The following is a 19787-nucleotide window of genomic DNA, read 5'->3' on the forward strand; positions in this document are numbered from 1 at the left end:
GCAGATCATCGAGCCGCCCGCGGCCATAGCTGACATCCAAGTTGTGTCGGCGTAACTGCTCGCGGGGGGATTTCGATGCACTGAGCAGCGTCTCCGGCGGTTCGTGCCGGTCGTGGTGATCTTGATGCCGAGCGCGTCGGTGTGGGAAGGGTGATCTCGTGCGGGATGACTTAGTGCGGCGTATCGGGTCAGTACTGCTGGCGGAACCCTATCTCTCGGCGAGGCAGATCAGTGCGCGGATCGGAAGTGAGGAGATCTCCCCACGGCTGGTCAACAGCGTGCTCTATTCCCAGCGCACGGTCTTCGAGATCCTCGGGCCCGAGCAACCCCCGATCTGGGCGATCCGCGAAGACGCGACCGCAACGGTCGAATCATGGGAGATCACCACGCCCGGCGAGTCGGTGGACCCGGCCGCAGGCGGCGCCGGAGCCGAGCAGGAGTCCGGTTCGTCGGCCCACCCCGAACCGTCGATCGAGTACTCGGGTCCGCCGCTGCGAGCGTGGCAGCGGGAGGCGCTGGTCAACTGGACCCGAAACGGGCACCGCAGTGTCGTGGAGGCCGTTACGGGGTCGGGCAAGACCGCGGTCGGTTTGTGGGCCGCGGCGCACGCGTTGCGACAACGCCGTCAGGCCGTCGTGCTGGTACCCGGAGTGGATCTGCAGAGTCAGTGGTACCGCGCGTTGCGGGAGGCGCTGCCGTCGGCGCGTATCGAACGAATGGGTGGTGGCACCGCGGATCCGGGCGCGGGGCGATGGGACATTCTGGTCGTGACGGTGCAGACCGCGGCCGGCACCAAACGTTTCGGTCTCGGCTTCGAACCCGGCAATGCCCTGCTGATCGCCGATGAGGTCCATCGATACGGAGCCAATTCCTATGCCAAGGCCCTGACCGGCGATTTCGAGTGGCGGCTCGGGTTGACCGCCACGCTGGAACGGTCCGACGACGCGGTCGAACAGACGTTGCTGCCCTATTTCGAGCATCTGGTGGCGGGGTGCAACTATCTGCGGGCGCAGGCCGACGGGATTCTCGCGCCGGTGAAGGTGGCTCTCGTCGGGGTGGACTTCTCGCCCCGAGAGCGTGCCCGGTTCGAGCTGGCCGACGATCTGGTCCGCCGGGAACGCACCACACTCGTCGACACCTACGGTGCGCCGGAAGAGCCGTTCGGCGAATTCATGGCGTACGTACAACAACTCGCGAAGGACCGCGGTAGTGCGGCGCGGCACGCCAACAAGTACTTGAAGAATTTCGACGAGCGTCGTGCGGTACTCGCCGAATGCCGGGCCAAACTCGACCTGATGCGAGAACTGCCGGCGCCGGTTCTCGGCCGGACCCAGTCCATCGTGTTCACCGAGCGCTCGGCGACTGCGGGACAAGTCGCCCAGGTCTTCAGCGAATCCGGAGTGCCCACCGGTGTGCTGCGCAGCGGTCTGCGGCCCGCCGAGCGCGAGGAGATCATGACCGAGTTCCGTGCGCAGCGGTTGCGGGCACTGGCCGCGCCGCGCGTACTGGACGAAGGCGTGGACGTTCCCGACGCGCAACTGGGTATTGTGCTGGCGGCGAGCCGGACTCGCCGGCAGATGATCCAGCGGATGGGACGGGTCATCCGTCCGAAAGCCGACGGCCGCACCGCGGTATTCGTCCTGACCTTCGTGCGGGGGACCCCGGAGGATCCGGCAACCGGAGCTCACGACACCTTTCTGGGCGAACTCACCGGTATCGCCACCGAGACCCGACAGGTGGTCGCGGAAGAACTTGCTCCGACGCTGCGCAAGTGGTTGTCGTCGGCGGGGCCCTCACCAGCCGCCATGCGGCGATCCATCGCAGTGCCCGTGCCGCCACCGGCTCAGACCCCGCCGCAGCCGCAGGAGGGGACAAGCCTGTCGAGCGATGGCGCGGGAGATGTGACGGCTCCGGGTACCGAGACAGCAGGACCACTGTTCAGTGCGATAACCGTGGATTCGGCTCTCCCCGAACCTGCGGGAAGCGCGAAACCGGTGTTTCTGCCACCACCACCCAGGCAGCCGGCACGCCCGGTGTTCGCCGAGCCGAATATCCGGACTGATGGTGCCGTCGCCGCAGATACTGTGAAGGTGCCTTCCGGTGGTGCTGCCGACGACACCGCGCGTGCCTCGGTCGATGCTGACAGTGCAACGGAGACGTCGAATACCGGTGCCGAGTACACCCAGGCCGGAGGTTCAGTTTCTGCCGAGGAACTCGAGGATGCTGCTGGGTCGGCTGTGCGCGACGGGTCTCGTTTGCCGGCAGTGTCGATAAGCAGCGCCTCGAGTTCCGCGGAAATCAAGGCGGCCCTTACCGGATTGGACGGCGTGGCCACCCTTCGGGAAATCGGTGACGCGCTGGGAGTCGGGAACATGCAGGCGATTCGGTCACGCGCGCTGGCCGCCACCCGCCGCCATGGTATCGCGGGGCAAGCCACGCCCGATTCCGGCGATATGGTGCTGCTCGGCACCGAATGCGGTGGCCTGCTGCGGGACCGGCGCTATGCCCTCGACGCGGTGATCGAATGGGCCGTTCGCTCACCGGACCCGCTGTGGGAGTTCACGGAGCTGGTCCAGAAACTCGGACCGGTCCGGATCCCACTGCCACGACTGATTCAAATTCTCGCGATGCTGCGAGGTGTCACCGTGCTGGAACTCGTTCGGACTGCGGGCCGGTGAACCGGTTCAGGTGTCGTCGTCGGCGATGAGCTTCGCCCATGGCAGGACCAGAGCGAGGGCTGCCACGGCCTTGTCGGTGAGCAGGGATTGATCCAGCGCCTCGAGAGTCGCGCGCATCAGGCGTTCCGGATCGTCCCAGCCGTGCTCACGCGAACAATTGGCCATGATCTCCGCGAGTTCCTGCACCGGAACCTGATCGATACCCCGCGGGCCGAGCAGGCGCCAGCGCGACAACGGCTGGTCCGGGGTCCGGTAGGTGCGGTAGGTGGGATCGGGAAGGTCGAGCGGATTGTCGACGCGCAGCGTGCCGCTGCGGACCGCGGCGTCGAGGGCCTTGTCGAGTTTGGCGCGGATACGCGGGGTCTGCCGGGTGTGCGCCGAACGCGTGTACACGGAGCGTAACCGTGACTCCGTAACCGGACCCTCGGTCGCGACGATTGCGACCAGGCTCTCGAGGATGGTCCGGTCCGGGGCCGTCGACGGGCTGCTCAGCACCGCCCGGAACACCTCGTAGGGCGCTACTGTCCGCTGGTCTCGCGGCGGGAGTGGGCTGGTGACGAGGGCGGTCCCCGTACCGACGGTGACGGCCGGCCGGAGAGCCGAATCGTCGATGTCCGAGGTCTCCACAACGGCAATATCGACGGCGACCGCCGCGCTCACATCATTCGGACCGAGACTCTCTCCGGCGTCCGCCGTTACCGCGGGAACGACCGGATCGGGTAGCACCGGCTCCGGATACGGTTCGTCGGCGATCGTCCCGGCGAACTCTGCCTCCATTTGCGCCAAGGTGGCGGAAATGGATTCGGGATCCGCATCGATAACGACATCGGCCGGGGCCGGCCCGCTCAGCTCGGCTGCCGAGGCAGTCAGCGGTCCAGCCTCCGGTGCCGGAAGTTCGCCGTCGGCTTCCAGCCCGACATCTTCGAGTAGCTGCCACAGGGGCTGCAGACAGCGCTCGGGGTCGGCGGTGAAAGCGGACTGCCGTATCCGATGAAACGGCCAATCGCAGCGTTCGAGGTCGCGCTGGCGGGCGAGATCGCGGTGAAATTCCTCGGTGCCCTGCCACTGGTCGCCGTCGCACTGGATGGCGACCATGGTCTTGCGCCCGATAACTACCAGGTCGATGTCGTAGCCGGTGGCATCGAAATGCGGTTCCACCCGGTATCCGCGCGCCACTATCCGGTTGAAAACGCGTTGTTCGAAGAGGGATTCGAACGGTGCGACGAGCACATCCTCGGGTACCGGCTCTGGGGCGGCCTCGGCCACCGCCGACCCGCGCTGCGCCTCGAGGCAGTACTCGAGCAAACGGAAACGGAGGTCCTCTGGATTCGTCAACTGGTCGAGGGTGACCGAATGGAACAGCCAGACCTGATCCCGGGCTCGCGAGACGGCGACGTTGTAGCGCTGCAGCGTGTCGTCCCGGGTCTGCGCCGTGAGCCGGTCACCGGACTTGACCATGGAGAGGAAGACCACGTTGCGCTCGGCGCCCTGGAAATCGGCAGCGTCGCCACACCGCAACTGGCGACGGTTCAGTTCGTCCGGTTCGATGCGCCGCACCAGCTTCTGCCAGATGTGCTTGGCCTGTCGCGTGCCCAGCAGCGAAATCACGCCGAAGGTCATGTTGTCGTACCGAGGGTCCGCCAGGCATTCCTCGATTCTGGCAACGATGAGCTCTGCTTCCGCGTCGTTGATATTGCTCTCGGTCGAGCGACCGTCGGTTACCAGGACGGTCCTGATGGGTGGGAGCCGGTCGCTGCCGAGCAGGCGCACCGGAACCAAGCGGACGTTGTCGGGCTCGTAGGCGATCTTGTTGGAGAACCCGATGATCTCCGGAACACACCGCCGATGCTCGATGAGGGTCAAGCGGGACTGGAACCTCATAACGGCCTCGTCGAAAAGGCTCCGCTTCGTATCAACCCAGGAATCCTTGAGTTCGTCGTCGCCGAGATACTGTTCGGCGAGGCCGCGCATTTCCGACTGGTCGATACCGACGCCTGCCGGGGAAACCTGCTTGTCGTCACCGATCACGACTATCCGCGGCGCGAGGTACTGAAGGAATACCGACTCCAGCCCGGCCTGGGACGCTTCGTCGACAACGACTACATCGAACATGTCCTGCTCGATATCGAACTGCTCGACCACGCGATAGATCGGCATGATCCACACCGGGACGGCCGACCGGCACCGTTCCAGCGCTTTGCGGATGCCGGCCCGCTGGTCATCGGCATATTTACCGGTGCCTTTTCCGAGGCGCTTGCTCAGCTGCGCATATTGGCGCAGATATGTCTTCCGACTAGCGGTGAGACGGTCCGAGGCCACGGCCCGGTTCCACGCCCGGGTCCGGGCCAGGAGGGTGGCCTCTCCGCGCAGCGCATCTTCGATCGCGTCGAGTTCGCGGCACAGTTCGTTGAGGTATTCGCCGGAGCTGTCCGCGAGCCAGCGGTCGAGGATCGCCCAGTCCCATGCCTGGGCCAGCTGTTCCAATCGTTGCGGCCAGTGCGGATCCTCGAGCTGTTCGAGGATGGCGTCGCGCAATCCCGGGAACTCGGCCATCTGTTCGGCCAGTTGCCGGCGGCGGCGCAACCTGTGACGCAATTCGTGCAGGTGGACCAGCCTGTGATACGCCTTCGAGTAACCGGCGGCGTCGCGTCGCCGGACGGCAGTCCGCAGTGCCATCGGGCTGACGGCGTCCGGGTTTCGATCGCATTCGTCGCCGACCCGGGATTCGAGTCCGTGAATGGGTGCGCTCGCGTCACGCCAGCTTTCCTCGGCTGCAAGTGATTCGATGGTCTTCAGGAACCGCTGGAGCTCATGCTCCGCAGCCCAATCCGGCGCGGGAAGGCCGAGACTCTGCAGGGTGTCCGCGACCTGCGCCAGCTGTGCGGCGAAGTCGAGCACTCGGCGCAGTTGCTGATGTTCGGTGCGGTGCCACTCGAGCCGTTCGCCCACCGTGTCCTCGCGCGAAACCTCTGTACTCTCCGGCCATTGTTTGTCGAGAAGATCGAGCAATCTGGTGGCTCGCTCGAAATGAATGATCTTCTCGAGATGCTCCGGTGTGGTCGGGATCCTCCGGTCGACCTTGACATTCTCGAACAGAGGAGCTGCGTCCTTGATCACCTTCGGCGTCATGAAACCGTTTTTCGGTGCGCCGTCGACGCCGACCTTGATCGGGCCCTTGGCCGCGATGTGCTCCTGCAGATTGCTCGCGATGGTAGCGAGTATCCCGAGATCGGCACTGGTCGTCGTGACCTCGGTATGGCCCAGATTCCGCTCGATTTCGGCAATCTCGGTGATGAGGTCAGCGATTTTCGCGGCACGGGTGTGCCATTCGGCGCCGCGGCCTGACCGGATATCGCGGACCGCGTCGATAATCCACTGCTCGTGCCTGTTGGCCAATCCGCTCGCCACGGTCTGCACCTGATGCAGAGCCGACCGGACAATGACGCGTTGTTCGCCCGAGAGCCGCTGGAACTGCTTCTTCAGCTCGGTATGCCGGAACGAATCGAACGAACGTGCCCGAGCGGCGGCAGCGGCCTCGATTTCACACCATCGTCCGAAATCTGCGGGACGGGGGAGATCCGCCGCGGTCAGATCATCGGTGTGCGCAGCCTCCGGATCGCGCAGCGCTTCGTCGAGTAGCAGGTCCCGCCACTCGGCGGCCTCGGCACCGGAGATCAGCAGCGAGTCGGCGATATCCGGCCGTGCCAGGCCGGCGATCCAACCGTGGACCGGTAGCTGCTCACGGTGCCGCAGGACGAGCTCGGTCAGCGTGCCACTGTAGCCCCGCACCTCGTGCACGAGGACCTCTTGTTCGCGGAGCCGGACCAGTTTGTCCAGGACTGCTGTGCGCCGCGCACACAACATCGTGACCCGGCGCTGGGCCGCAGCGATCTCGGTGCCCGCATGATCCGGATCGTGATCGTCCGCCGCCTGCGAAATACCGTTGACCGCCACCTGGAGATCGGCGAAGTCGTCACGTGAGGTACCGACAACCGAAACACACAGCGGTCTGATCTCCGCGGGGATCTTGTCGCGCACCTCCACCAGGGCACGGTCGGTATGGGCCGTGACCAGTACCCGTTTGCCCTGGGCCAGTAGATGGGTGATCAGTGCCGCGGCGGTATGGGTCTTGCCGGTGCCCGGTGGTCCCTGCACGATCGTGTGTGCATTCGCGTCCACATTGTCCAGAATTCGCAACTGGACTTCGTTGAGGGGTAGCGGGAGGAAGCTGTCCCGTCCGTGGCGGACGATCGCTCCCTCGGACAAGTCCGGTGTGGTATCGCGCTCGGCGCCGGGGTCCACCAGGTTGTGGATTCCCGCAGGCAGGTCACCGGTGTCGCGGATCCGTGTGGCGATCCCTTCCAGGGCTTTGACCAGCCCGCGTTTTCCGCGACGGCGCAGAATCAATGCCGGGGAGAAAGAGGCCACCGGAAACGTTCCGCGCGGAGTTATCTCAGGGTCTTCGGTATAGAGCGCTTGTGGATGCACACAGTTGATCAGCATGCGTACGAGCTCTCCGACGTCGTCACGATCGAAGGGGTCGATACCCCCGCGCGCTAGTTCTTCGGCAGCCCTCAGATCCTGGGCCGCCCCGAGCTCGGAGATATCGAGGATATCCGCCAGTTCGACTGCAAGGCAGTAAATCCCACGCTCGCGGGAGACGGTGACCGCCCCTGTCCGGGTATCGAACTCGACCATGACTCCCATCGTGAGCAGGTGTCGGCGAATCTCCCCGCCCTGACGGTGCCAGTCCAGCAAGCCCAGACCCACAACCGCCTCCAGCGTTTCGGACGCGGCACCCAGTTGGGTGTACATGTCGTACACATCCCGGTACAGCCGCAACGCCTCGACGTCCTGGCGGGCGGATGCCGACCACAGCCGCCACTCGGCTAGCCAGGCGTCGACCTGCTCGGTCAGCTCGGGATCGCCGGAAAGGCAGAGTTCGCTTTCCTCTCCGTCGTCGTCGAAGACCGTCCGCAGCTCCCTGATCTCGGGCGGTACCGCGCAATCGTCGAACGTAGACGAAAACAACCAGGGACGGACGTTCTCGTTAGGTTCCGGAGGTGGCGTGACAACCACTTTCCCCACGCTCAAGAATGGGCCGGCCTCGACCTCGGGGCGATAGACGACGGCCGGGTGTTCGGGTACCTCACCGAGCCAGATGACGGTACCGTCGCGTCGGTAAGCTTCGAGATTCGTGACCCGCCGCGCGCCGATGCTCTGCGCACGCGCCAGGAATTCGAAGAGCCGGGCTCCCCGATCCGCAGGGTCGCCGCCCTTACCCGAGTGGTTCTTCATTCAAACCCTCCAACAACAACCCGACATCCGAACGTTATCGTTCGCCGGTTCCTCTCTGCTACTGGTGTGTCCAGGGCGTTATCGAACTGCTGGAGGAGGACGTCCCGATAGTGTTCGTCAGACCGCTGAGGCTGGTCCCCTGTCGTACTCGCGTCGGGGCGGCATTGCGAGCCGCGGAGTTAGGACGATTCCCGCGCCACCAGCACCGTCGTTGCCACACTGCCGGTCGGTCATGCACTGGGCCTGATTGCGGTCGACCCGGTCGCGCACATCATCTACGTGGTCAACGGCGACGGAACAGTGTCCGTGCTCGCCCGCTGACGGGTTCCTTCACTGAATGCGCATTCCGCGCGTCGATCGTCACCCGGGCCGAGCCGCGTCACTCGGCGCGCATACTCCGTTGGTAGTCGGTTTCGGCGCTCGCCTGCCACAGGATCGGGTGGGCACCCGGACCGCAGTCCTCGCTCCATTCGACCGTCGATTCGGGGCGGATCCGCTCCCCGGCTCGATACAGAATGCGCAGGTTGGTGCACAAGCCAATGACCCCTGCGGTGGCTGCGCCGACATCGGTGTTCGTACAGTCGATATCGAGTTTGCTGCCCACCGGGGCCGCAGTGCAGAAAGCGTGTCCGGCCGGTACCGCCTGAGCAGTTCCCGCGCCGACAGTGGTCGACACCGCCACGACCGCAAGGCCGGAGATCAGCGCGGCCACGACCGGTAGGCGGCGGGCAGTTTTCTCGACGGACATCGAATCCCCCTCTTCCCCTGTGATGCAGATAAATTCGCATCACAATACGCATACTCGAATGAGTTCCGCATCTTGAATGGATTCGGGCTCCCCGTTGGCGGGCGGGGGACGGGGTTACGATCGGCACCGGCCGAGACGACAGGGGGATCGGGTGGACGATCGCATCGCACCGATGCCACCGGAACCGGGCCGGTTCGGGGAGTCGATCCGCAATACCGGTCATCGCGTCGCCGATATCGTGGCGGCCGTTGTGCTGTGGGTCGGGGTCTGCGGACTCGCGCTGCTCAACGGGTTCGGGTTCCTCTGGTACCTGGCCTGGAGTGGAACCTTCTCCGCGCCGTCGTGCGGTGGTCGGCCGATCGATGCGACGAAGAGGGCGCCGCCGCCGATCAGGAACTCCTACTGCTGGGCGCGGTGGTCATTCCGGTGGCGGCCGTAGTGACGAGTCTTGTCCTCGCCGCGCTCGCTCGTCGCCGCACGCGCGGTAGATTTCCGCTGTTCGTCTGGCCACTGCTCGCCGTCGGCGGTCAGGCATTGTGCCTCTGGTAGGCACTGTCCTGAAACACTCGCTACTTGCCAATCAGGATCCTGGGCCGCTGTCACGTGGGCTGCTCCCCACTCTTCGGGAGACGAGCGCTGATCGTGGATCAGTCCTTCGCTTCGCGGACGTCTTTTCCCTGTTCGGCGAACGCCTTGAAGTCCTGCATATGCTGCAGCGACTGCTTGCGGAACATACCGGGCATCAGGAGCCCCACCAGCTTCATCAGCAAGCCGTCGAACCGGTATTCGTTCTCGCTCTCCCAGAGCGTTGTGTCCGGACCGGCTTCGGTCAGCCGTTCGCGCGCGGCGCTCCACATGCCCCCGCCGACGATCTCGCGGTCGAAGTGAACGACCAATACCGGCCGAACCGGCGACCTCACCGCCCTGTGACGCTATGCGGCGAAATCGATGGTCAGATGCGATTCGAGAGCGGAGGCAATGCGATCCAGCGTCGTCAGCGTCGGGACCACATCGCCGGCCTCGAATCGGCTGACAGCGTGCTGCTTCATACCTGCCCGCCGGGCCAGTTCGGCCTGCGTCCACCCCCGCGCTTCGCGCGCCTCACGAACCTTTTTGCCCAGTTCGTAGGCAATTTGGGCGCTCCGGTACGCCTCCTGGTACTCCGGTGTCGCGCGCACCTCCGCGCTGCGCCGGTCGAATTCCTCTTGGCTGATGCTCATGATGATCTCCTCATGGTTCGGTGCTCGTCACAGCGTGAACACGTTGTGAAAGGTCCTGTCGTGTTCGGTATCGCACACCTTTTTCGCATGCTTGGCCCGTTCCACCTCCCGGGACTCCCGCTGCTGCGACTTGGTGAACACGGTCAACATGATGACCAGTGGCCCACCGGGGAACCAGTAGGTAATCCGGACGGCCGCTGAGGTGGAGATCGTGAAACGAAGCTCACGGACACCATCGCCGAGATGCTTGCAGTACGGCTCGGACAGGGTGGGGCCGTATTCCGCCAGCAGTGATGCCGCGAAGTCAGCGCGAGCGCGGTCGGTGGCGTTCAAGCGATGCAAGAACTCCACCACTTCGGGCTCGGCGATGATCTCGAACAGCATGGAGACATATTATCACGCGTATGTGATACTCGTCGGGTGCCGTCGTACCCGTTCCGGAGCAGGAGGCAGCGCGATGAGGCTCGATTCTCTCGTCAATCGCGGCGACTATTTCTCGGCCCACTACCTGGCCGAGGTCTGCTCTACAAACTGCTCACTGGCTCGCGGCCGTTCGCGTTGGAACCGATGGATGGGGTGCCGGCCGAACTGGAAGGCCTCACCCGGCAGCTGCTCTCCGGGCATCCGGAGCAGCGCCCGCCGGACAGCGGAAGCTGTGGCGGGAGCCATCGCAGTCGGTCGGTGAGCGGTATCCGCGCGATGCGTGGCGGATCCAGTTGGGCGGGAGACGGGCGCTGGTCGTAGATCAGTCGTTCGCTTCGCGGACATCCTTTCCCTGCTCGGCGAACGCTTTGAAGTCCTGCATGTGCTGCAGCGACTGCTTGCGGAAGGCGCCGGGCATCAGGAGCCCCACCAGCTTCATCAGCAAGCCGTCGAACCGGTATTCGTTCTCGCTCTCCCAGAGCGTCGTCTCCGGGCCGGCTTCGGTCAGCCGCTCGCGCGCGGCGCTCCACATGCCCCCGCCGACGATCTCGCGGTCGAAGTGGACGACGCTGCCTTTCGGGATCTCGCGCAGGTCTGCCGGTTCCCGGCGCGTGACGGTCTCGGTGCCCTCCATTTTCTGCTTTCCCGTCTGCAGCACGACCCGCGATGTGGTGCCGACCTGCCCGTGCACCCCACTCAGCGGCTCGTGCAGCACCAGGCCCCGCAGCCACTTCGGCAGGTGTGCGGGGTCGGCGAGCAGCTGTGCCACTTTCTCCCGCGGCAGGGCGATCTCGATCGAGACGGTGTACTTCATGACGGAGCGCTCCGGGTTCTCGAGTAAAGCGGCCTGCGTTAGCAACCTCGCCTCATATTACGAGGTCATGGCATGGTCGATGATTCCCCGACTCGTATGGCCGGGAGGGCGTCGCCTCGGTCGGCGGCGGTCCGGACATCGTCAGGAAACCGCCGGTAGCCGCGCCGGTGACCTCGGAGTGGTGAACGGGTCGGCCTGGGTGGTGCCGGGGAGTTCGCCGAGTAAGGCCGCGAGTTTCGTCAGTTGCGGGCGGCGGTGGGTGGAGCGCCAGAGCAATGCCATTCGTGACTCTTCGTCGAATCCGGTGACGCGCACGAAGCGCAGGTCGGCGCGCTGGTTGCGCTCTGCCACCGGGCGGCAGGTCAGCATCGCGTATTGGCCGGTGGCGGCGAGGGTCATACCCTCTTGCAGCGTCGCTACCCGGATCGTGGCCGCGATCGGTTTGCCGTGCGGGGTGAAGCGGGGGAAGTGCACATCACGCCAATAGTCCGGTGCGGGTCCGTCCACCGAGACGAGGTCCACGGTGGCCAGGGTTTCGGCGTCGATGTGTTCGGTCGTCGCCAGCGGGTGGCCGTGTCCTACGGCCAGCATTCGCGGGGCGGGCGGGAACACGTAACCGACCGAGAGCTCCGGCTCCCGTACCGGTAGTAGTGCGACGGCGGCATCGATTCGGCCGTCCAGTAGTGCGCCGAAGGGGTCGCCGAGCGGGATTTCCTGCAGCGACAAGGCCACGTCGGGGTTCTCGCGAGCGAATCGGGTGAGGGTCCAGGTGACGGTCTCGTAGGCGATGCCCTGGAAGCCGAGACGGATCGGGGCGGGACTCTCGTGCCGGGCTTCCTGCCGCGCACCGCCCACCACGTCGGCCAGTTCGGTGTACGCGGGCCGCACTCGATCCACGAAGCCGGCGCCGAAATCGGTGAGGGTCACGCGGCGGCTCGTGCGGTGCACGAGTTGGGTGCCGATGGTGCGTTCCAGCGCGGCGACGAGCTGGCTCACCCGGCTCTGCGATACCCGCAGGCGCTGCGCTGTCCGGCCGAAATGTAGCTCCTCGGCCAGTATCAGCAGGCACTCCAGCTCGCGGACGGGAAGGTCCGGCATGCCGCTCCTTCCGGGTCGGAGTGATCGATCAGTTCAGCTGATCGAACAATGAGCTGATCACCGTTGTTCCGCGATACCACGCATCCTTGACTGGAGTCATGTCCCTTGTGAGTGAATCGCGGGTGTCCGCGGCCGAACCCGCCGAACGCTGGTCTTCGATCGCCGTGCTGGCGCTGTCCACCTTTCTCGTCGTCACGGCGGAGATGCTGCCGGTCGGCATTCTCACCCCGATGTCCGAAGGGCTGGGCATCTCCGCGGGTACCGCGGGGTTCAGTCTGGCCGTTACCGGTGTCGTGGCCGCGCTGGTGGCCCCCTTGGTCCCTCGGGTGATCGGAGTACTCGACCGTCGCCGGGTCCTGGTGGGAGCCGCGGTCCTGCTTGCGGCGGGGAACCTGATCACCGCGGTCGCACAGGGATTCGTGGTGCTCGCGCTCGGCCGGGCCGTGGTCGGAATGGCCATGGCCACCGTGTGGGCGCTGGCGGTTGCCCTCGTCACCCGGCTGGTGAGCGCTCGCCGCGCGGGCTTCGCGGTGTCGGCGGTGGTCAGCGGTGTCGCGGTGGCCTCCGTCCTGGGTGTGCCGCTGGGAACCGTGCTCGGCGATATCGCGGGATGGCGCAGTGCCTTCGGTGCAGTCGCCCTGGCGGCTCTTGTACTTGCCGCGGGGATGGCAGTACTGCTGCCGGCATTGCCCGCACACACCGAAGTGGGCGCCACCGCGAGCTTCGGCTCGCTCCTCGCGATTCCGGCGGTGCGCAGGGGTCTGGTCGCGGTAACTCTCGTGGTGACAGCACATTTCGCCGCCTACACCTATGTGCGGCCCGCATTGGAGGCGCTATCGGGTGTCCACGGCCTCGGTATCTCGTTACTGCTTCTTCTCTACGGGTTCTGCGGGATCGTCGCGAATTTCGCCGCGGGCGCGGCAGCCACACGATGGGTTCGGTCGACGCTGCTCGTCCTGGCCACCGGAATAGCTGCCGCGCTGATCGTTATGCCATTGCTGGGTACCACCGTGCTCGGCGCCGCCGGGGTGCTGGTGCTGTGGGGACTGTCGTACGGAGGTGTGTCGGTCTGCAGCCAGCTCTGGGCCGTGCAGGCCGCACCGGAGCGGCGGGAAGCCGTTTCCGGACTGTATGTCGGTGCTTTCACCGGAAGTATCGCGCTGGGATCGTTCCTGGGAGGAGTGATCCTCGACGGCGCCGGGCTGTCCGTTCTGCTGTGGGGATCGGCGGGCGTGGCGGCGGTGGCCGCGCTGGCCACGCGGATATCGCCGCCGGCCCGGTACATCCCGTCACCATCGGCATGATTGTGACGGCCTCGTGCAGGGTTACAAGGCCGACGCGTACTACAAGGCAGCGCTGGTCACGGGGGACAGTCGGTCAGGAACCGCCGGCCGTGAGTGCGGGATGGTCGAGCAGTGCGTGCCAGGCATTTTCCCAGGGGAACAGGTCCCAGTAGCGTTCACCCATCCCGGGTTCGTGCTGTGGGTAGACCCCGGCTCCGGCGAGCACCGTGACACCCCAGCCGGATAGTTTGCGCATCGCCTCCTGTACGGCGGGAAAGCTGATCTGGGCGCGGTTGGAGTAGGGCACGGCCACCACCGGCAGGCCCTTGCCTACCGCCTCGACCAGCAGCCCGAGGGGGAGCGTGTCCGAGATACCCGCGGCCCATTTCGCCAGCGAGTTGCAGGTGATCGGGGCGGCGATCAGGGCGTCGGCGGGTGGGAGCACATCTGGTGCGCCCGGGTCTTTGTACCGGCTGCGTACCGGGTGCCCGGTCCGGGTGGCAAGCGATTCGGCATCGATGAAGCGCAGGCCGTCCGGGGAGGCGACGACGCAGACGTCCCAGCCGTTCTCCTGCGCAAGGTCGACCAGTTTGCCGACCTCCTGTGCCGCCGGTGATCCGGTGACGATGGCGTACAGAACCGGTTCTCCCTGCTCGTTCATGGCCCCATGATGTCAGTTCTGATATCGCACCACGTATGAGTTCGCCGGGCCCGTGGTCGGAATGGGTGTGAAGGCTGCGGGCCGGCGTGGTGGTTCGGCACTCGGCGGCAGGTAGTTTCACTCATCTCCGGCCTCGGGTCCGCCGATAGGCTCCCGATATGGTTCCGCACCTGATTCCGGGGATCCCCACTCACGGGTTCTTCGTCGCGCTGGGGGTCGCGGTGGCGGCTGTCGTTTTCGTGCTGGAATGCCGGCGGCGGGACGCGCTGCGGGAGGAATCTCTGGTCGCGGTGACGGGGGCGCTGGTCGGTGGGGCGATCGGGATGCGGTTGTCGAGTCTCGCCGAAACCCTCGACCCCCTGGAGAGCTGGATGTTCGGGGCGCGGAGTGTGCTCGGTGGGCTGCTGGGCGCGTACGCCGGGGTGCTGGTGGCGAAGCGGATCATCGGGTACCGGGAGCGGACCGGGGATCTGTTCGCGCCGGCGGTGGCGCTGGGGATGGCGGTCGGGCGGATCGGGTGTCATCTCACCGAGGCGCCGGGGCGGGAGACCGGGTTGCCGTGGGGAGTGCACGCGCCGGGGACGGTACCGGAATGTCCCGGGTGTGCGAGTGGGTCGGCGATGCATCCGAGTTTCGTCTACGAAATCGTGTTCCAGCTGGCCGCTTTTCTGTGGTTGCGGTGGGCGCGGGACCGGATCACCGCGCCCGGGGAACTGTTCACGCTGTATGTGAGCGCGTATGCGGTGTTCCGGTTCCTGGTCGAGTTCACCCGGGCGAACGAGACCGTGTGGTTGGACCTGACTCGGCCGCAGTGGTTTCTGCTCCCGGGGTTGATACTGGTCGTGGTGCGGCTGAGGATCGGTTACCGGCGTGGGCATTACGACGGTGTTCTTCGACGAAAGGTTGCGCTGTGAACTATCCACCGCCTCCGCCTCCGCCTCTGCCGCCCGGGTCGCCGGGTGGTCCGCCGCCTCCACGGCGCGGTTCGGGTCTGGCGATCGCCGGGTACGCGGTGGTCGGAGCATGCCTGTCCATCGCGGTCATCGGATCGGTCGGGTTCTTCGTGTTCCTCTCGGTCGTCGAGAGCTCGGATCGGACGACCGATATCGCCGTCGGGGTTTCGGCGGTGATCGGCGTCTTGGCCGCGTTCGGGGGCGGGACGGCGCTGATCCTGCGCCGGACACCGGCCGGCAAAGGGATGGGGATGGGGCTGATGATCGGCTGGGCCCTGGTGACGATCTGCACCGCCGGTTTCTGCACCGGAGTGAACCCGTCGATGTACAGCGCCGCCGAGGTGCCGGCATTGTCCGGGGCACTGTGATGACGACCGGGATGCCGTTGCGGGGCGACCGAATCCTGCGCTACGTGAACGCTTTCTGCCCGCTGTGCCACGAGGAGAATCCCGAGCGGGCATTGACGGAGGTGGGACGGCTGTCGGGATGGCTGGCCGAGCGGGACGGGCGGGTCTATCTCGAACGTGGTTGCCCGTCGCACGGGATGGTGCGCACGCTCTACGACGAGAATCCGGAGATCCTGGCCTACCTCGAAGAGTGGACGGCGCCGACGAAGGCCCACCTGCCCGACGTCGCCGGGAATTTCGATCCCGTGCCGGCGGCGTATCTGCGCGGGCTGCCCGAAATGCAGACCCAGCACACCTGCATCCTGCTGGAAGATCTCCTGGACAGCTGTAACCTGCGCTGTCCCACCTGTTTCGCCGATTCCGCGCCCGATCTCCACGGAGTGGTGGCAATAGAGGATGTTCTGGCGAATGTGGACCAGCGGCTGGCGCGGGAGAACGGCAAACTGGATGTCCTGATGCTCAGTGGCGGCGAGCCGACACTGTATCCCGAACTGGCACGGTTGCTGGCGGAGCTCACCGCGCGTCCGGTGACCCGGATCCTGGTCAACACCAACGGCATTCGTATTGCCCGCGACGAGGAGCTGGTGCGGCTGCTGGCGCGGTACCGGGAACGGGTGGAGGTGTATCTCCAGTTCGACGGGGTCACCGCGGAGGCGTCGAAACATCATCGCGGGGGCGATCTGCGGGTGCTGAAAGACGAAGCACTCCGGCGGCTCTCGGAGCACGGGATCTTCACCACGCTGGTGATGACCGCGGCGCTCGGGGTGAACGACGACGAGATCGGCGCGGTGGTGCGCACCGCGCTGGATACGCCGTTCGTCGGCGGGGTGTCGATCCAGCCGCAATTCGGGTCCGGGCGGTCCGGTGCCATCGACCCGATGCGGCGGCTCACCCACACCGGGGTGCTGGACCGGTTCGCCGCGCAGACAGGCGGCCTGGTGACCTGGCGTGACCTCACCGCCCTGCCGTGCTCGCATCCGCACTGCTGTTCGGTCGGCTATCTGCTGCGCGACGACAGCGGGGAATGGCGATCGCTGGTGAGCCTGATCGGGCACGACCGGCTGAAGGAACGGCTCGGGCTGGTGGCGAACCGGATAGCCGATCAGGAATTACCCGCCGAACTGCGGATCGCGGTGCGCGAATCGCTACTGGGATTGCTGTCGGAACAGTCATCGCTGTCGCATCCCGATATCGGGCAGGTCTGGAGCAGTATCTGCGAGAACTGCGATCTGGGAATGTCGACCCTGCTGACGCTGGCGTCCTCGGCGCTGCCCGGCCGGCGATCCCGGCTGCGGAAACTGCTGGGCGAGCGGGTCGTGCGGATCACCGTGAAACCGTTCATGGATATGTCGACCATGATCGAGGAGCGGCTCACCCAGTGCTGTGTGCACGTGGGCACCCGCGGCGACGCCGATCAGTGCGCGCCCTTCTGCGCGGTGCAGGCGTGGCCGGCGCTGTCCCGGCAGCGGCTCTCCGCGGCGGCCCCGGCCGGCCGGGCCCTGCTACCGGTGACGGTGCCGTGACCGGCGACGCGCCCGAGCAGCGCGGTGTGTACTACGCGGAGGCCGTGGCACGGCAACACCCACCCGATCCGCTCAACCTGTGTATCTACGCGACGGTGGCCCTGCTGACCTGGGCGCTGGGGCCGATAGCGCTGACCGCGTTCGCGGTAGTGGGTTTCGCCGGATACTGGCGCGCCCGGCGGCGCGGCTTGTGGCGCAGCCGGTGCTGGTTACGCGATACCCGGCTGGTGCTCGGCTATCTCGCTGTTCTCGCCGGCGTGGGGGTCTGGGCGCTGCTGCTGTGATCTCGGAAACCTCGTGCGCGCCGCGCCGGGCCACCGGAGCGCAACCCCTCTAACGTCGGGGAGTGATCCGAAAACTGATCGACCCGCGCCATCGAGCACTGGGCGCGGTGGTGCTGCTGATTCTCGCGGGTGTGGCGGGACTGGCGGTGCAAGCGGAAGGTAACGACCGGGAGCCGGTTCCCGCGTCGGTGCCGGGACAGTTCAGTGCCGAACGCGGCCGCGCCCACCTGGACCGATTCGCTACGGAACCGCGCCCGATGGGCAGTGCGGCGAGCGAGCGGACCGCGGGCTATATCCAGGACCAGCTGCGGGCGGCGGGTTTCGGGGTGGAGATCCAGCACGCCGTCGGGGCGGGGGCGGGGCCGGGGCTGGCGACCTTCGGCCGGGTGGACAACGTGATCGCGACCCTTCCCGGGCGGGACGCCACCGGGACCGTGCTGCTCGCCGCGCACTACGATTCGGTCGCGACCGGGCCGGGAGCGTCCGACGACGGGGCGGCGGTCGCGGCGATGCTGGAGGTCGGACGGCAGATCAGCCGGGACGGCGGGTTACGCAACAACTTGGTGCTGCTGTTCACCGACGGGGAGGAGGACGGGTTACTGGGTGCGGAGGCCTTCGCCCGGGAGCATCCGCTGGGGCGTGCGGGCGGTGTCGTACTCAATTGGGAGGCCCGTGGGGTCAGCGGGCCTTCGCTGATGTTCGAGACATCCCGCGGCAATGCGGAGCTGGCGGCCCTTTTCGCCGACGCGGTGCCGGACCCCAGGGGCGATTCGTCGATGGCCGAGATCTACCGGAATCTGCCGAACGACACCGACTTCAGCGAGTTCGCGGCGGCAGGATTCACCGGACTGAACTTCGCCTACATCGAACAGCCGGCGTACTACCACACGGCCGGTGATTCCCTCGCCAACCTGGACCCGCGCAGTTTGCAACACCACGGCGAGAACATGCTGGCGCTCACCCGGGCGCTCGGCGCGGCCGATCTGCTGGCCCTGCGAACCGATCGGGACGCCACCTACTTCCGGCTCGGCCCGATCTCCGTCCGCTACCCGAACGCGCTGGTCTGGCCGCTCGCGATCCTGGCGGTGGCGCTCGTGGCGGCGCTGGCCGTACTCGCGCGGCGCCGGGAGTCGGCCGATGCCCGGCGGATCATGCTGGCGGCGGTATCGGCGGCGATCCCGCTGGGTGCGTCGATCGGCCTCGGGCAGGCGCTGTGGTGGCTGCTGGTGGCGCTGCGGCCGAGATACCAGCTGATGAACGGTCTGCTGTATCGCCCGGAGTGCTACGAGGCCGCCCTCGCGGCCGCGGCCGGGGTCGCGTTGCTGGTCTGGTACCTGCTGCTGCGTCGCCGGCTGGGGCCGGCCGCGCTCGCGATCGGGGCGCTGGTCTGGCCGGCCGCCCTGGGCGTGGTGTGCGCGGCGGTAGCGCCCGGCGCGGCTTTTCTGTTCACGCTGCCGGCAGTGTGTGCCGCGGCCGGTTTCTTGCTGGCGTCGATGCCGGTGCGCTGGGCCGGGTGGCCCGTTATCGCGTTGGTACTGGGTCTCGCGGTATCCGCTGTGTTCTTCCCGGTTCTGGCCCGCGGAATATTCGACGCTGTCGGCCTGGCATACGGCGGCGCCGGCGCGGTCTGCCTGGCCGTACTCGGTCTCATGCTGCTTCCCGCGGTCGAAATGCTGCTGCCGGCGCCCGAGGTCCGGCCCGGGAAGTTGTGGGCGGCGCCCGCGGTCCTGGCGGTGGTGGGGTTCGTTTCGGTGGCCGCCGGTCTGGTGGCCGATTCGACCGGGCCGACGCGTCCGCAGCGCAGTCACCTCGCTTATGTGCTCGACACCGGCACCGGCCGGGCGCACTGGGTGAGCGCGGAGCGGGACCCCACCGACTGGACCGGCGGGTACGTCACAGGTCGCGATACCTCCGGACTTCCGCCCGGCTACGCACGAGGTCCACTGTGGACAGGGCCGGCCGAACCGATCGACGTGGAAGGTCCACGACTCGAGGTCCGCCACCGCAACGGGGATACCGTGACAATGCACGTGTCCTCCGCGCGCTCGGCGACGTCGCTGATCCTGCGTATCGATCAGCCGATCGACCTCGCCACCGCGAAAGCGCCCGGCGCCGAACCGGTCACGGTGCCCGTCACGGGCACCCGGCCGAATACCTGGCCGGGTGAGATCCGGTTCCGCGATCTTCCGCCGGAGGGTGTCGACCTGACGGTCCGCACACCCGGCGCGGACCGGATACGTGTCACGGTGATCGACGAAACCCACGACATCGCGAACGCACCCGGATTCCGGCCGCGCCCACCGGACACCATCGCCTCGGTCCGCGAGGACGGCGACGTCACCGCGGTAGCGCGGACCTTCGAGCTGTAGACCCCGAATACGCCGCAGCGGCGCGGAA

The 19787-nt window shown here is 66.7% G+C and carries 16 protein-coding genes; 8 read left to right on the plus strand and 8 right to left on the minus strand.

All coding sequences use genetic code 11. The features are described 5' to 3' along the window. Positions 1-158 precede the first annotated feature (158 nt). Positions 159-2678 (plus strand): DEAD/DEAH box helicase, encoded by a 2520-nt coding sequence (locus ABZ827_RS11670; RefSeq protein WP_357236094.1) that lies wholly within the window; start codon positions 159-161, stop codon positions 2676-2678. Positions 2679-2684: 6 nt separating this feature from the next. Here the strand turns inward: ABZ827_RS11670 and ABZ827_RS11675 are convergent, their stop codons facing one another. Both ABZ827_RS11675 and ABZ827_RS11680 read right to left on the minus strand, forming a co-directional pair. Next, the gene (locus tag ABZ827_RS11675; RefSeq protein WP_357236096.1) at positions 2685-7976 is read right to left on the minus strand and encodes an AAA domain-containing protein; all 5292 of its coding nucleotides are present in this window, start codon (positions 7974-7976) and stop codon (positions 2685-2687) included. Between the two features lie 379 nt (positions 7977-8355). Continuing rightward, complete coding sequence (locus ABZ827_RS11680; RefSeq protein ID WP_357236098.1) at positions 8356-8724, minus strand: hypothetical protein; 369 nt, start codon at positions 8722-8724, stop codon at positions 8356-8358. Positions 8725-8875: 151 nt separating this feature from the next. On the opposite strand from ABZ827_RS11680, the gene ABZ827_RS11685 reads away from it, so the two are divergent. Then, a complete protein-coding gene (locus ABZ827_RS11685; RefSeq protein ID WP_357236100.1) occupies positions 8876-9163 on the plus strand; it encodes a hypothetical protein in 288 nt (95 codons plus the stop codon). A gap of 208 nt (positions 9164-9371) precedes the next feature. Here the strand turns inward: ABZ827_RS11685 and ABZ827_RS11690 are convergent, their stop codons facing one another. From ABZ827_RS11690 to ABZ827_RS11710, 5 genes are all read right to left on the minus strand, one after another. Beyond that, complete coding sequence (locus tag ABZ827_RS11690; protein ID WP_357236102.1) at positions 9372-9644, minus strand: SRPBCC family protein; 273 nt, start codon at positions 9642-9644, stop codon at positions 9372-9374. Between the two features lie 12 nt (positions 9645-9656). Next, positions 9657-9944 carry a helix-turn-helix transcriptional regulator gene (locus ABZ827_RS11695; RefSeq protein WP_051158315.1) on the minus strand — a complete coding sequence of 96 codons (288 nt, stop codon included), beginning with the start codon at positions 9942-9944 and terminating at the stop codon, positions 9657-9659. Between the two features lie 27 nt (positions 9945-9971). Continuing rightward, the gene (locus ABZ827_RS11700; protein WP_357236104.1) at positions 9972-10328 is read right to left on the minus strand and encodes a type II toxin-antitoxin system RelE/ParE family toxin; all 357 of its coding nucleotides are present in this window, start codon (positions 10326-10328) and stop codon (positions 9972-9974) included. 361 nt (positions 10329-10689) lie between these two features. Continuing rightward, positions 10690-11181 carry an SRPBCC family protein gene (locus tag ABZ827_RS11705; protein ID WP_357236106.1) on the minus strand — a complete coding sequence of 164 codons (492 nt, stop codon included), beginning with the start codon at positions 11179-11181 and terminating at the stop codon, positions 10690-10692. A gap of 141 nt (positions 11182-11322) precedes the next feature. Then, entirely contained in the window at positions 11323-12279 is a 957-nt protein-coding gene (locus ABZ827_RS11710) for a LysR family transcriptional regulator (RefSeq protein WP_357236107.1), read from the minus strand. A 98-nt stretch (positions 12280-12377) separates the two neighbouring features. Between ABZ827_RS11710 and ABZ827_RS11715 the strand changes: the two genes are divergently transcribed. Beyond that, complete coding sequence (locus ABZ827_RS11715; RefSeq protein WP_357236109.1) at positions 12378-13583, plus strand: MFS transporter; 1206 nt, start codon at positions 12378-12380, stop codon at positions 13581-13583. 73 nt (positions 13584-13656) lie between these two features. On the opposite strand, the gene ABZ827_RS11720 is transcribed toward ABZ827_RS11715, so the two are convergent. Further along, positions 13657-14223, minus strand: coding sequence for a flavoprotein (locus ABZ827_RS11720; protein WP_357236110.1), 567 nt, complete (start codon positions 14221-14223; stop codon positions 13657-13659). Positions 14224-14381: 158 nt separating this feature from the next. Between ABZ827_RS11720 and ABZ827_RS11725 the strand changes: the two genes are divergently transcribed. The 5 genes from ABZ827_RS11725 to ABZ827_RS11745 all read left to right on the plus strand — a co-directional run bounded on the left by ABZ827_RS11725 (position 14382) and on the right by ABZ827_RS11745 (position 19759). Beyond that, the gene (locus tag ABZ827_RS11725) at positions 14382-15137 is read left to right on the plus strand and encodes a prolipoprotein diacylglyceryl transferase family protein (RefSeq protein ID WP_357236111.1); all 756 of its coding nucleotides are present in this window, start codon (positions 14382-14384) and stop codon (positions 15135-15137) included. Further along, a complete protein-coding gene (locus ABZ827_RS11730; protein ID WP_357236113.1) occupies positions 15134-15544 on the plus strand; it encodes a hypothetical protein in 411 nt (136 codons plus the stop codon). The genes ABZ827_RS11725 and ABZ827_RS11730 overlap by 4 nt, the downstream gene beginning before the upstream one ends. Next, positions 15544-17106 (plus strand): radical SAM protein, encoded by a 1563-nt coding sequence (locus ABZ827_RS11735; protein WP_357236115.1) that lies wholly within the window; start codon positions 15544-15546, stop codon positions 17104-17106. The genes ABZ827_RS11730 and ABZ827_RS11735 overlap by 1 nt, the downstream gene beginning before the upstream one ends. Next, positions 17103-17390 (plus strand): hypothetical protein, encoded by a 288-nt coding sequence (locus tag ABZ827_RS11740; protein WP_357236117.1) that lies wholly within the window; start codon positions 17103-17105, stop codon positions 17388-17390. Before ABZ827_RS11735 ends, ABZ827_RS11740 begins: the two co-directional genes overlap by 4 nt. Before the next feature lie 62 nt (positions 17391-17452). Next, positions 17453-19759 (plus strand): M20/M25/M40 family metallo-hydrolase, encoded by a 2307-nt coding sequence (locus ABZ827_RS11745; RefSeq protein WP_357236119.1) that lies wholly within the window; start codon positions 17453-17455, stop codon positions 19757-19759. The last annotated feature ends 28 nt before the right edge of the window (positions 19760-19787 follow it).

It is taken from the genome of Nocardia sp. NPDC019395 (genome assembly GCF_040632335.1).
In the GTDB taxonomy this organism is placed as follows: domain Bacteria; phylum Actinomycetota; class Actinomycetes; order Mycobacteriales; family Mycobacteriaceae; genus Nocardia.

Coding starts and splice junctions, on each gene's coding strand:
- ABZ827_RS11675 (WP_357236096.1), bottom strand. CDS start 7,976: ATGAAGAACCACTCGGGTAAGGGCGGCGACCCTGCGGATCGGGGAGCC.
- ABZ827_RS11680 (WP_357236098.1), bottom strand. CDS start 8,724: ATGTCCGTCGAGAAAACTGCCCGCCGCCTACCGGTCGTGGCCGCGCTG.
- ABZ827_RS11695 (WP_051158315.1), bottom strand. CDS start 9,944: ATGAGCATCAGCCAAGAGGAATTCGACCGGCGCAGCGCGGAGGTGCGC.
- ABZ827_RS11700 (WP_357236104.1), bottom strand. CDS start 10,328: ATGCTGTTCGAGATCATCGCCGAGCCCGAAGTGGTGGAGTTCTTGCAT.
- ABZ827_RS11705 (WP_357236106.1), bottom strand. CDS start 11,181: ATGAAGTACACCGTCTCGATCGAGATCGCCCTGCCGCGGGAGAAAGTG.
- ABZ827_RS11710 (WP_357236107.1), bottom strand. CDS start 12,279: ATGCCGGACCTTCCCGTCCGCGAGCTGGAGTGCCTGCTGATACTGGCC.
- ABZ827_RS11715 (WP_357236109.1), top strand. CDS start 12,378: ATGTCCCTTGTGAGTGAATCGCGGGTGTCCGCGGCCGAACCCGCCGAA.
- ABZ827_RS11720 (WP_357236110.1), bottom strand. CDS start 14,223: ATGAACGAGCAGGGAGAACCGGTTCTGTACGCCATCGTCACCGGATCA.
- ABZ827_RS11725 (WP_357236111.1), top strand. CDS start 14,382: ATGGTTCCGCACCTGATTCCGGGGATCCCCACTCACGGGTTCTTCGTC.
- ABZ827_RS11735 (WP_357236115.1), top strand. CDS start 15,544: ATGACGACCGGGATGCCGTTGCGGGGCGACCGAATCCTGCGCTACGTG.